The 12,177-nt window shown below is 56.3% G+C and carries 11 protein-coding genes and 3 pseudogenes; 10 read left to right on the top strand and 4 right to left on the bottom strand.

The annotated features are described in order from the left end of the window. Nucleotides 1-267: 267 nt before the first annotated feature. Nucleotides 268-978, bottom strand: coding sequence for a GntR family transcriptional regulator (locus tag CKW19_RS09570; protein ID WP_095057678.1), 711 nt, complete (start codon nucleotides 976-978; stop codon nucleotides 268-270). A gap of 195 nt (nucleotides 979-1,173) precedes the next feature. On the opposite strand from CKW19_RS09570, the gene lapG reads away from it, so the two are divergent. The 9 genes and pseudogenes from lapG to CKW19_RS09525 all read left to right on the top strand — a co-directional run bounded on the left by lapG (nucleotide 1,174) and on the right by CKW19_RS09525 (nucleotide 9,401). Beyond that, nucleotides 1,174-1,866 (top strand): cysteine protease LapG, encoded by a 693-nt coding sequence (lapG, locus tag CKW19_RS09565; protein ID WP_095057677.1) that lies wholly within the window; start codon nucleotides 1,174-1,176, stop codon nucleotides 1,864-1,866. Between the two features lie 14 nt (nucleotides 1,867-1,880). Next, a complete protein-coding gene (lapD, locus tag CKW19_RS09560) occupies nucleotides 1,881-3,827 on the top strand; it encodes a cyclic di-GMP receptor LapD (protein ID WP_095057676.1) in 1,947 nt (648 codons plus the stop codon). 46 nt (nucleotides 3,828-3,873) lie between these two features. After that, entirely contained in the window at nucleotides 3,874-4,626 is a 753-nt protein-coding gene (locus tag CKW19_RS09555; RefSeq protein WP_095057675.1) for an alpha/beta fold hydrolase, read from the top strand. A gap of 317 nt (nucleotides 4,627-4,943) precedes the next feature. Next, nucleotides 4,944-6,500 (top strand): type VI secretion system protein TssA, encoded by a 1,557-nt coding sequence (gene tssA / locus CKW19_RS09550; RefSeq protein ID WP_095057674.1) that lies wholly within the window; start codon nucleotides 4,944-4,946, stop codon nucleotides 6,498-6,500. 34 nt (nucleotides 6,501-6,534) lie between these two features. Beyond that, nucleotides 6,535-7,038 (top strand): type VI secretion system contractile sheath small subunit, encoded by a 504-nt coding sequence (tssB, locus tag CKW19_RS09545; protein ID WP_095057673.1) that lies wholly within the window; start codon nucleotides 6,535-6,537, stop codon nucleotides 7,036-7,038. A gap of 26 nt (nucleotides 7,039-7,064) precedes the next feature. After that, nucleotides 7,065-7,289, top strand: a pseudogene (locus CKW19_RS09540) (type VI secretion system contractile sheath large subunit); the annotation flags it as partial. Next, nucleotides 7,289-7,888 (top strand): annotated as a pseudogene (locus CKW19_RS09535) (PP2C family serine/threonine-protein phosphatase); the annotation flags it as partial. The pseudogenes CKW19_RS09540 and CKW19_RS09535, both read left to right, overlap by 1 nt. Next, nucleotides 7,885-8,883, top strand: coding sequence for a serine/threonine-protein kinase (locus tag CKW19_RS09530; RefSeq protein ID WP_095057671.1), 999 nt, complete (start codon nucleotides 7,885-7,887; stop codon nucleotides 8,881-8,883). The pseudogene CKW19_RS09535 and the gene CKW19_RS09530, both read left to right, overlap by 4 nt. A 134-nt stretch (nucleotides 8,884-9,017) precedes the next feature. Continuing rightward, nucleotides 9,018-9,401 carry a helicase gene (locus CKW19_RS09525; RefSeq protein ID WP_095057670.1) on the top strand — a complete coding sequence of 128 codons (384 nt, stop codon included), beginning with the start codon at nucleotides 9,018-9,020 and terminating at the stop codon, nucleotides 9,399-9,401. A gap of 48 nt (nucleotides 9,402-9,449) precedes the next feature. On the opposite strand, the gene CKW19_RS09520 is transcribed toward CKW19_RS09525, so the two are convergent. Then, on the bottom strand, nucleotides 9,450-10,214 hold the full coding sequence (locus CKW19_RS09520) for a Fic family protein (protein WP_095057669.1): 765 nt from the start codon (nucleotides 10,212-10,214) through the stop codon (nucleotides 9,450-9,452). Beyond that, entirely contained in the window at nucleotides 10,211-10,468 is a 258-nt protein-coding gene (locus CKW19_RS09515; RefSeq protein ID WP_095057668.1) for a hypothetical protein, read from the bottom strand. The genes CKW19_RS09520 and CKW19_RS09515 overlap by 4 nt, the downstream gene beginning before the upstream one ends. Before the next feature lie 73 nt (nucleotides 10,469-10,541). Here CKW19_RS09515 and CKW19_RS29015 point away from each other — a divergent pair. After that, a pseudogene (locus CKW19_RS29015) lies at nucleotides 10,542-10,724 on the top strand (hypothetical protein); the annotation flags it as partial. 33 nt (nucleotides 10,725-10,757) lie between these two features. Here the strand turns inward: CKW19_RS29015 and CKW19_RS09505 are convergent. After that, nucleotides 10,758-12,158 (bottom strand): aminoacyl-tRNA deacylase and HDOD domain-containing protein, encoded by a 1,401-nt coding sequence (locus CKW19_RS09505; protein WP_095057666.1) that lies wholly within the window; start codon nucleotides 12,156-12,158, stop codon nucleotides 10,758-10,760. Nucleotides 12,159-12,177 lie beyond the last annotated feature (19 nt).

Raw genomic sequence — 12,177 nt, 5'->3', positions numbered from 1 at the left:
GTTGATGAATCGGTGCTGATCTACAACGCGGAGCGGCCACATCTGGCCTTGAAATACAAAACGCCCGATGCAGTGCATCGGGCGTTTTGAGACTGAAACAGGTGTAAACCTATTTCAGGACTAGACAAACAATGGAGCTTATTGTCGTAGCCTCAGAAACGAAGGCGGCGCAGTGCTCACTGTCACTCCAGTTCGTATTCATGCGCAAACGTGAGAGCGGGGGGAATCAATTTACTGGCAGGACATAACAATGGAGAGCTCTGAAGTTTAACTCGAAGCGTTTTTTGCCTGATCTTCTGAGCTGTTGAGATAGCGTGTGATGACTTCAACCGCACGATTGAGGTGATGCTCAAGTAACTTCACCGAGCGTTCGAAATCCCTGTCTTCGGCAGCCTGCAATAGTGCCCGGTGATCATCCTGGGATAGTTTGCCCAACCCCATGGCTTCAAGATTGAAACGCAGGAAACGCTCCTCTTCATTCAACCCGTCTTCGACCAGTTTCAACAGGCGGCGATTGGGAGCCCGGCAGTAAAGCTTCATATGGAAGAGTCGATTGAGCCGGCCGATCTCCGTGTAGTCGTGCTCGACCTCCAGTGCGTCTATGTATCGTCGAGCCTGTTCAACGTCCTCGTCCTCAAGCAGCGGAATGGAGAGGCGCAAGGCTTGCGATTCCAGCAGGATTCGCAGCGCGTAGGTCTCCACGGCATCACCCTGGACCAACGGTGCGACGATAGCGCCTTTATGAGCGATCACGCTGAGCAGGGCTTGTGCTTCTAGCTGACGCAAGGCTTCGCGAACGGGCATGCGGCTGACACCGAACAGATCGGCAAGATCCTGCTGTCGCAGGGCAGTACCACAGGGAATGCGCCCGTCGAGTATCGCCGAGCGCAGGGTTTGTTCGATCACCGAGCGTGCCAGATGTGAAGGAATCGGCCCGTTGACCTTGATACTGCTGAGAGGATTGGGCTTCTTTGTCACAACAACGCACCCTGATTAACAAATTGTTTTGGATCCAAAGGACACTAGTGACTGCTTGGTGGCTTGTCAAACAGGCGTCCATTGCCTTGATTACAGTTTAGCGCGGCGCCGATGATCTCATCGTGCCATTGTTTTTTTCGGGTCTAACCTTCACCATTCAAGAGACTCCCTCCTGCCCACCCTGGATGTCTCGCATTGGCGGTACGTTTACCGATCCCCCGGATTTTAAGCTGGTTGTGCAGCGCACTGCTGCTGGCTGCTGCGATGCTGGGCAACCTGAGCGCCGACTGGGATTTTTCCGTGATCAGCCGGCGAGCGCAGGCATTGTACGGACCTCTGGGCGAAGGTCAGCAGCGCATCAACGATTGGCAGTATTTGTTGGCCAGCCAGAAGCAGATCGGTGAGCTGGAACAACTCAATGTCGTTAACCGCTTCTTCAACAAACAGGTGCGGTACGTCGAAGACATCGACCTGTGGCACGAGGTCGACTACTGGGAAACGCCGATCGAAGCACTGTGGAAGGGCGCCGGCGATTGTGAAGACTACGCTATAGCCAAGTACTTCAGCCTGCGCCATCTCGGCGTACCCAGTGAAAAATTGCGCATTACATACGTCAAGGCACTGACCCAAAACCGTGCGCACATGGTGCTGACCTACTATTCAACCCCGGAGGCCGTGCCGCTGGTGCTGGACATCTTGATCGACGCCATCAAACCGGCCAGCCAACGAACGGATTTGCTGCCAGTCTACTCTTTCAATGCTGAAGGATTGTGGCTACCGGGCACCAAGGGAAACAAGAAGGTCGGTGATACCAAACGCCTGTCGCGTTGGCAGGATGTGTTGAAAAAAATGCAGGCCGAAGGTTTCCCGGTCGAGACGACTCACTAGGAGCATGCGTTCAGATGTCATTGTTCAAACAGCTGTTGATAGCTATCTGTCTGTTCCTGGTCGTTGCCTTCACCGGCAGCTTCATGGTCAGTCTGGAGAGCTCGCGCACTCAGTACGTCAATCAGTTGCGCTCCCACGCCCAGGATGCAGCGACAGCCCTGGCGCTGTCACTGACGCCGAACATCGACGATCCGGCGATGGTCGAGTTGCTGGTCAGTTCGATTTTCGACAGCGGTTACTACGCGAGTATTCGTGTGATCGACGTCAAGACCGATCAGCCTTTGGTCGAGCGCACGGGTATCCCGGCAGTCACTAACGTACCGGAGTGGTTCGTCAAACTGATCGGCCTGGAGCCGGCCGGTGGCGATGCGATCGTCAGTCGTGGCTGGGAGCAGGCGGCGCGGGTCGAGGTGGTCAGCCACCCGATGTTCGCAGTTGCCAAATTGTGGCAAAGCGCATTGGGTAGCCTTGGATGGTTGCTGCTGTGCGGTGCGGTCAGTGCCGGGCTCGGCGCGCTATTGCTGCGCCAGCAATTGAGGCCGCTCGATTACATGGTCCAGCAATCCCACGCCATTGCGCGGCGGGAGTTTCTCAGCCTGCCGGAGCTGCCGCGCACCCCCGAATTGCGGCGGGTGGTGCAGGCCATGAACCAAATGGTCGAGAAGCTCAAAGCGCTGTTCCAGGAGCAGGCCGAGCGCAGTGAAAAACTGCGGGCCGAGTCCTATCAGGATACGTTGACCGGGTTGGCCAATCGGCGTTATTTCGAGATCCAACTGAATGCGCGGGTGAGCAATCCGGAACAGGCCAGCTCCGGTTATCTGCTGCTGTTGCGGGTCAAGGACCTGGCGGGCCTCAACCAGCGTCTCGGTGGTCAGCGCACCGATGAGGTGCTCAAAGCGGTCGGTGAGCAACTCTCTCGCGAGTGCGCCAAATACCCGGAAACCCAGAACCTTGTGACCCGTATCCGCGGCGGCGAATTTGCCGTACTGGCGCCGGGCCTGGTACGCGAAGAAGCACTGCATCTTGCACAAAATCTCGACACTGCCTTGGCCAGTCTTCACGCCACCGGAGCCACGGATGTGGCGTCCGTTGCCTCAATTGGCCTGGCACCATTTGCTCACGGCGACTCACCGCAAGCCGTGCTCAGCCTCGGCGATCAGGCGCTGGCTCAGGCTGAAAGCCAGGGTGAGCAGAACTGGGCATGCCTGGAACACAATCTATCGGCCAGCGTCGGCGACGATCACCATGCCTGGCACAGCATGCTCGATCAGGCGCTGACTCAGCGGCGTTTCGAGTTGTATTTCCAACCGGTCGTGGCGGCCCAGGACACGCAGCTGGTGCTGCATTACAAAGTGTTGTCGCGACTGCTCGACGAACACGGTCAGACCATCCCCGCCGGGCGTTTCCTGCCATGGCTGGAGCGCTTTGGTTGGACGGCCCGACTGGATCAGTTGATGCTCGAGCGGGTGCTTGAGCAAATGAGCGAACATGACCAGTCGCTGGCATTGAACCTCTCTTCGGCGACTCTCACCGACCCTCAGGCGCAGAACAAAGTCTTCGAGCTTCTGCGCACGCATTCCAACCTCGGTCCACGCTTGACCCTGGAAATCGGCGAAGAGCAATTGCCCGAGCAAGCGGTACTGGAACAACTGACCCGCCGTCTGCGCGAACTCGGTTTCTCATTGAGCCTGCAACGTTTTGGTGGGCGTTTCAGCATGATCGGCAACCTGGCGCGGTTGGGGCTGGCCTACTTGAAGATCGACGGCAGCTACATACGGGCGATTGACCTAGAGAGTGACAAGCGTCTGTTCATCGAGGCGATTCAGCGGGCCGCACACAGCATTGATTTGCCGCTGATTGCCGAACGGGTCGAGACGGAAGGCGAGTTGTCGGTGATTCGCGAGATGGGGTTGTATGGGGTTCAGGGGCAGTTGTTTGGTGAGCCCAAGCCCTGGCAGTAAGTCGTTACATCTGGTGGTCGGTCATACAGCCCAACTGGAGAAATGGATGCTTTATTCAACCCGCATAGTTTTTATTCACGGACTGATCGGCCCACTCAATAAAACCTTTTTGATGGATGGAGCGCAGTCTACGCAAATGCTCGCTCCAGACATGCTCGGCTACGGCTCCTTGGCCGAAGTCGATCCTGCAATGATTAGCCTGGATGCCCAAGTCGAGTATCTGCACAAGGAAATCGATGCAGTCTCTGCAACACATGACCGTTGGTACCTCGTAGGGCATTCGGTCGGTGGTGCAATTGCTGCACTTTTTGCCGCGACATACCCAGATCGCGTGGAAGCCGTGATAAGTGTTGAAGGCAACTTCACATTAGATGACGCTTTTTGGTCACAAAAGCTGGCAAAGATGCCTCTTGAAGAAGTCCAAGCCAAACTGGTGGAAGACCGTTCAGAACCCGAGAAATGGCTACATGGCGCTGGAGTAAAACCCACCGAGGCAACCTTGTTGGCGGCTGCAACCTGTCTTTCGTTTCAGCCGGCAAGCACACTTCAGCAAATGGCAGCTTCAGTCGTTGATATCACGGGCAACCCTGCCTACCTGAAAGGAATCGAAAGCTGGGTTGATAACATTCCGCTCCATCTTATTGCAGGCGAGCGATCAGCCAAGGGATGGCACATTCCGGCCTGGGTCAAAGAGAAGGCCGCGTCATATCGAGAAATGAAAAACTGTGGACACCTGATGATGCTTGAGGATGCCCACCAATTTTCATCCGCTATATCCGCCATCATCGAAAAAAGCTAAAGCTTCTTTGAATCGACAGTAGCCTAGAGACTTCTTGGGCTGACTTGTTTTTTGGTGTCTCGCTCAAACTTTAAGTTGTGATGTAATACTGGAAATAATGTGTTGCAATAACTCTACTTGGGCTTGTTTTTAATTGTTTCTACAGTGCCACTAATGCAGTGGCATATTAATTAATTTCTCCATGTTGGCGAACTTTCAGAAGCGTCCTACATTTTTCGTGTTCTGTTTTTGTCATGCTTTGTCGCGGCTTCGGCCACCGGGAACAAGCGCAGTTGAAATCCAACTGATATATGACCGTACTTCTATAAAGGCCATGGATGTCCTACTCAGGCAAACTTTCCGCTCATTACCTTGCGCTCGCAAAAAATCCTGTTTCCGATGAGCATTTTGCGGGTGAGGACGTTCGTTTTTCAAACGAGTTTGAGGCATTGGAATGTGAGTTGGCTAAGGCAAGCTCCATGCACGAGACCGGTCAGGTTGACTGGTTGAAAGTATGCGAAAACAGCGAAAAGTTGTTGCGCACTCAGTCGAAGGATTTGCGGGTTGGCGTCTGGTTGACCTGGGCGTTATACCAGCGTGAATCGTTCCAGGGGCTGTCGGCTGGTCTCGGTTTGCTGCACTACCTTTGCGAGCATCATTGGGTGGATGTTCTCCCCGAAAAATCCCGAACCCGTTCCGCGGCGATCAGTTGGTTGCTCCCGCGTCTTGAACAGGTGTTGAACGAAAACGTGGCAGTAAAAGAGCAACTGCCACTGTTCCGGCGTTTGGTAGAACATCTGGAAGGCCTTGATGCGGCCTGCACCAAGCATCTGGGCGACGATGCACCGTTGCTGCTGCCGGCTTCTCGCCGCCTCAAGACAATGGTCCAACGCGCTGCTGACAACTCCTCGGAGCCTGGCGTGATGGAAGTCGCGGTGGCCCAAGTCAAGCAGGCTGCGGCGCAGTTGTTTATGCCAGGGGCAATTATCGATAACGAGAAAGAGGCTCACAAGGCCCTGCGAGCGCAACAGGAAAATGCCCGTCCGTTGTGTGCATGGTGGCTCAAACAGAAAGCCACCGACCTACGCGCTCTGCGCCTCAATCGAACAATGCTGTGGTTGCCGATCGATACAGTGCCTGAGCGCAATGCAGAGCAAATAACCGTTCTACGCGGGTTACCGGCAGACAAGCTCAAGGAATATCAGGAGCGTTTCGGGCAGGCCAAGTACGCCGATCTGTTGGTGGACCTGGAAGCGAGTCTGGCGAAGGCACCCTTCTGGTTCGATGGCCAGCGGATGGCCTGGGAATGCTTGCAAGAATTAAATGCCGAAGGGGCAATGCGCGAGGTGGAAATTCACTTCGCACTTTTGATTCAGCGATTGCCCGGCATCATCGAATTACGGTTTCACGACGGCGCTCCCTTCGCCGATCCGGCCACCCGTGCCTGGGTCAGCGCCAGTGTCATGCCACATCTGCAACGCACCCAGTCACCGCACAAGGTCATCGTCAACGACACTCTGCCGGACTGGGAGCGGGCCTTGGAAGAGGTCATGCCAATCTTGCGCAAAGACGGCCTCAAGGTTGCGGTGCAATGCTTCAAACAAGGATTGCAGACCGCCCATGGCGGACGGGCGCGGTTCTTCTGGCAGTTCGCCATGGCGCGGCTTTGCTTCATGGCCAAAAAATACGAACTCGCAAAAACCCAACTTGAATCGCTCGACCAGGCACTACAAGGCTCAGGCCTACACGCCTGGGAACCCGCCCTCGCACTGGATGTGCTGCATTTGCTGCATGGCTGTTGTGAATTGTTACCGCAGAACCATGCAGTACGTGAATGCAAGGAAGAGGCGCATCGCAGGCTGTGCAATCTCGACCTCGAAGTAGTACTCGAATAGGCCCCTGGTCCCCATAACAGCAAGGAGAAAAGTCATGGCCAAAGAAGGCTCTGTCGCCCCCAAGGAACGCATCAATGTCACCTTCAGGCCCACCACAGGCGGTGCCCAGGAAGAGATTGAACTGCCACTGAAGCTACTGACCATCGGCGATTACACCCAGCGTGTGGATGAACGCAAGGTCGAAGAGCGCAAACCGATCAGCGTCGACAAAATGACCTTTGACGAAGTGCTCTCCAAGCAGGAGTTGAGACTGACGTTGAGCGTACCGAATCGCCTCCAGGAGGGGAGCGATATCGACGAACTCGCAATGAAACTGCAGATCAATTCGATGAAGGACTTCAACCCGGCAAGCGTGGTTCAGCAAGTACCAGAGCTGAGAAAACTGATGGAGTTACGCGATGCACTAGTGGCTCTCAAAGGTCCGTTAGGCAATGCCCCCGCATTCCGCAAAGCCATTGAAGACGTGCTTACCACTGACGAGTCCCGTGATCGTGTACTCGTTGAGCTGGGCCTGAGCACCACAGTCCCGAATGCTTGAGTCTCCATCAGCCAAGGAAGCCAATTATGAGCACTAACACAGCGCATCAGCAGAGCAGCGAGATCGGTGAATACAGCATTCTTGACAGTATCATCGCCGAAACCCGCCTGACTCCGAATGATGAGGCCTACGATATCGCCAAGCGTGGTGTATCGGCATTTATCGAAGAATTGCTCAAGCCGCAGAACAGAGGCGAACAAGTCAAAAAAGCCATGGTTGACCGCATGATTGCCGAGATCGATGCGAAGCTCATACGGGAGGTGATATCGCCAGCCAGTTGATCGTCACCAGCCTCGCCGAATTGCCATTTCCCAATGATTTCGATGAACGCCTCAAAGGTATACGTCAGTGTCTGCACTGGCTCAACCGTCGTTTGGGGCAGGAGTTGACGGTCACTGCCGCGAGCAGGGACAGCATTATGGGGAGTACCGTGGTGGCATTGCTGGTGGAAGGCCATCGCGCAGCCTGCATCTGGGCGGGCGATAGTCGTTGCTATCTGTGGCGCGGGCAGCGGCTGTACCAGCTGTCCAGGGACCATTCGTTGCAGCAGCAATTGATCGATGAACAACGGATGAGTATCGCTCAGGCTCGTGTACATCCATCTGCCCAGGCTCTGACCCGTGCAGTTGGGGCAATGGAACATCTGAGGCTGGATGTGCTCGAGCTGAAGGTGCACCCGGGCGATATGTTTTTGCTGTGCAGCGACGGGTTGTACCAAGAATTGAGCATTGAAACACTTAGTAGTGCCATGAGCCTGAGTACGCCACAGGTGGTGATGGAGCGGTTGTTCAAAGATGCATTGCGTGGTGCTGCTCGAGACAACCTGACTGCCGTGGTGATCCGTCAGTGAACCAACTCAAGTTGCCATTCGATGATGCTTCGCACTGCAAATCACAAACAAGTAGCCTGACTTACTTTGCCTTCTCCAGCTCAAGCAGGAGCGAACCTTCGTTATCGCCAACAAAGTCTCAGGTAGGGGAAATGCCGGAGGTGCTCGCAGGTCGTTATCGAATCGAGCGTTCGCTGGGGGCGGGCGGAATGGGCAGGGTTTATCGGGCAAGGGATTTGTTGGGCGAGCAATTCAATGATCCTGATCCATACATCGCCTTGAAAGTTCTCAGCGATGAGTTTGCCGAATCACCGGACGCCAGCGCCTTGCTGTTCAGCGAATTTGCACTGACGCGGCGACTGCACCATGAAAACATTGTGCGCGTGCACAGCTTTGGAGTGGACACGGACTGTAAGCGCGCCTTTTTTACCATGGAACTCATGCGTGGTCTGACTTTGGACAAACTGCTCTGCGAGCGGCCACTCGGAATGCCGTGGAAAGAGTTGCGCTGCGTGGTGTTGTCGCTGCTCGATGCTCTAGCCAGTGCTCACGCTGCCGGTGTACTTCACGGCGACATAAAACCCGGCAACGTGATGCTCAGCGATGAACGTATACGCCTCTTTGACTTCGGCCTCGGTCAAGCGCAAGACGGGACGTTATCCGGATTACCCCATTTGAGTCGCGAGCGCTTCAACGCCTGGACGCCGGGGTATGCCGCCCCCGAACTGTTGGATGGTGAGTCGTTATCGGCCAGTGCGGACATCTACGGTGTTGCCTGTATGGTCTATGAGCTGGCGTGTGGAAGGCATCCATTTCATCGCTTGTCCTCGACCCTTGCTCGCGAGCAACGTTTGGATCGCCACCTTCAGGCGCCCAGGCATCTACCGTCGTATTGTTGGCCTGCCTTGCGCACAGCGCTGGCGTTACACGCGACTCAGCGCGTGATCAGCGCCAGTGAGCTGGTTGAAGCAATGCGCGTCAAACCGTCCTGGCTGCACAGACTAGCATTTCGCTAGCGCGATGTTCGTGACTTGGTAGTCATCATGCAAGAAAACAACTTCATCGTCTTCTAACGTAACGTGATAGTGGCGTTATCAGGCGAAGTCGCTACACTGCCCCGGCCGTTCATTTTTCTCTTGAGGCTGTGCGCATGAAATTTCGTTTTCTGCTGTGGATGCTGGGTTTGTTGATGGGTAAGGCCAGCCGGTCCAATCCGGCGTTTCAGCAGCAGTTGGGTGACAAGGATCTGGTGTTTCAACTGCAGACCCAGGACGGGAAAGTGGCGCGACAATTTCGGGTGAAAGATCAACGCATCACCAGTCAGTCCGGTGTACATGCCGAGCCTGCGTTCGCGATTGCCTTTAAAGATGCCGCGTATGGCTTCGCCACGATGCAGGCGAAGAATAAGCAGTTGGCGTTCATGACGGGGATTCAGGACAAGTCGATTCAGATCAAGGGCAACCCGGCGCTGGTGATCTGGTTCCAGGGGCTGACCAAGTATTTGAAACCGAAGAAGGCCAAGCCTAAGGCTTGAGGTTTTTAACTAGCCCTCGGGATTCTCGTCGCCGGAGGGGGCGCGGCTTCAGTTGTCCGATTCCGGAGGCTCGCGGTTAGCGATAGTTTGAGCCCGGTATGTCTTGTAGATCTGCTGGACTTCCGGGTTATCCAGGCTTTCGTAGGTGATGCCTTCCTTGTCCAGGCCATCCAGGCCTCTGATGCTGCTGATGGTCGCTGGCCACTCGTCCCGACTGGCGATATCGACTACGAACGGTTTCAGGTAATGATCGAGATGCCTCTCGCGAGGTTCTCGAATCTCGTCACTGAGTGCGCGCAGGTAGTCGTCTTTGGTTGATTTTGACCAGTCGATCGCGAACCGGGCCCGATAGCAGAGTTCCATGAAGACCAAGAGGATCGTGCGCCCATTGCCGTCGAGGAACGGGTGTGCGAACGCTAACTGGCCCATCACTTCGCCAGGGCGATCTCTGAAACGCTGATGGTTTGCCGCCAGCGCTAGCGCATAGTCGACGGACATCTTGATGGCGTTCGGGTGCTCAAAGACAGTGGCACGCGGATCGCCGTGCAAGCCTTTGAAGACTGCCAGATGAGGGACCAGTTCGTTCCGGTCTTTTCCTGCCCAGGGATAAAAGCCGGAGAAGAGGATTTCATGAACGTGGAGCACTGACTTGTAATCGATGGGGTTCTTTTTGGCCAAGTAGGCCAAAGCGTCTTCGATGCTCAGTTCGAATGCAAAATGCTCTGACTCTTTGACGTCAGTGGGATCTTTGAGCTGTAGCGAATTTTGAAGGTAGCCGGCCGTTTCGAAATCGCCGAAAGGATCAAACGTCATGCGCTGCGTTTCTTCGAGCGCCTCTCCTGAAGATAACGCCCTTGGAGCGCCAAGGCTTCTGACTTGCTCAGTGCGCCTTTTTTCTTGAGATTGACGAGCAGCTGTTCAACGCCATCCAGCACGACGATATCACCGGCCAGGCAAGTAATGGTCACGGCCATACGACTCATGCCGTCGGGTTCGGCAGTGATCTTGTGGTCCTTGGCAAGCTTGCGGACTTGACTTGCAACACTGACAGCCGCTGTTTGGGTCATCGGAAAGCCCTCTGTTTGCGCTCAAATCATAGCAGCGCGCATGCTTTCTGTCGTCGCTGGCTCGTCGGCCAACGCGCTCATGATTGGGATTCAGGGCAAGTCGATTCAGATCAAGGGCAACCCGGCGCGGGTGATCGGGTTCCAGCGGCTGACCCAGTATTCGAAGTCGAGCAGGCCAAGCCCAAGGCTTGAGGTCTTTCAGTTAAACCGCATTGGTTTCATCGCGGGCAAGCCCGTACCCACAGGGATCATTTGAATCCTGTAGGCGTAAGCTCGCTCGCGATTGCTTTTAGGCCTGTGAGAACTGCGAAGCGAGTTCGCGCAGCAGCACTTCGGCTTCGAGCACTTTGCTGACCACGTCTTCGGCTTTGGCGCGGGTCAGGCCGAGGCGTTCGAGCAGGGCGTCCGGGATGTCTTCGTCCGGGCCGGAGCCGATGCCACGGCTGCGCAGCAGGCGCACGGACAGGCACACCAGGTTCGGGTATTCGGCGAAGTCGCCGTCGTAGGCCGGGTCGTGCTGGAAGCGCAGGGCGGTGGCCAGTTCTTCGGGCATGTCCCAGAAGCGCATCAGCCACGAGCCGATCTGTTCACGGCTGATGCCCAGCAGGTGTTGCTCGATGTAGCTGTGGCACAGGTGCGGGTTGACCTCCAGGTGGCGGCAGATCAGCGAGAAGTGCGGCGGGAACACGTGGGCCAGCAGCAAGTAGCCGAAGTTGTGCAGCAGACCGGCCAGGTAGGTCAGGCCGGCTTCCGGACGCTGGGCGCGCGGCATGGCGCGGGTCAGGCCTTCGATGACGGCGGCGGTGTAGATCGATTGCTGCCAGTACGGCGTGGAGTGTTGCGGGTGGTCCTTGGGCAGGCTCAGGGTTTTGCCCAGGGCCAGGCCCAGCGCGAGGTTGATCACCAGATCGAAACCCAGCACACGCACGATGGCGTCTTCCACCGAACGAATCTTGCCCGGTGAGGCGTAGTACGGCGACGCCGCCCAGCTCACCACTTGTGCCGCCAGCGCCGGGTCGGTTTCGACCACGCCGGTGATGTCGTCGATGGTGGCGTTGGGGTCGACACGCAGCTTGATGATTTTTTGCGCGGTTTCGGCCAGCGGCGGGATTTCGATGGTCGCTTCCAGGCGCTGCTGGATGCGTCGTGCAGTGAACGCTTGAACGGCTTGGGTGATTTCCTGGCGGTCGTCATCGGGACGGTCGAGGTTCGGCCGAATGCTGGTCAGGTTTTCGCCGAAGTTGGCGGCGCTGGCCTTGGTCAGCATGGTCTTGAAATCTTCGCTGGCGATTTCCAGCAGCACGCCCGGCTCGCCCGAGTTGACCAGCAATTTCGGTTCGCGCAGCAGGCTTTCGTCGTACAGGCAGGGTGCGCTGGTCAGCGCCGGCAGGCCCGGCAGCAGGCTGAGGTTGTGCTTGCCCAGCATTTTGACCAGGCGCTCGTTCGGCACCGCCGTGAGGCGGCGACCGGTGAGTTCGGTCAGGCGATTGAGGTCCAGCAATTGGCTCTGCGGGAACAACACCATCAGCGCACCAACGCTATCATCGAGCAGAACAGCCTGGACCTTGCGCGCGGCGTTGAGGCCGTGATGGTCGAGGACTTCTTCGTGGGCAATGCCCAGCTTGCCCAGCATCAGCCGAATGACCGACGGAGCGTGCGGGGAAGCAGGTGCGAGGGCAACTTCGGTCATGGTCTGTATCCGGACTAAA

It is taken from the genome of Pseudomonas sp. Irchel s3f7 (assembly GCF_900187615.1).
Taxonomy (GTDB): Bacteria; Pseudomonadota; Gammaproteobacteria; order Pseudomonadales; family Pseudomonadaceae; genus Aquipseudomonas.
The sequence above is the reverse complement of the archived record's forward strand: the minus strand, read 5'-3'. Positions and strand labels throughout refer to the sequence as shown.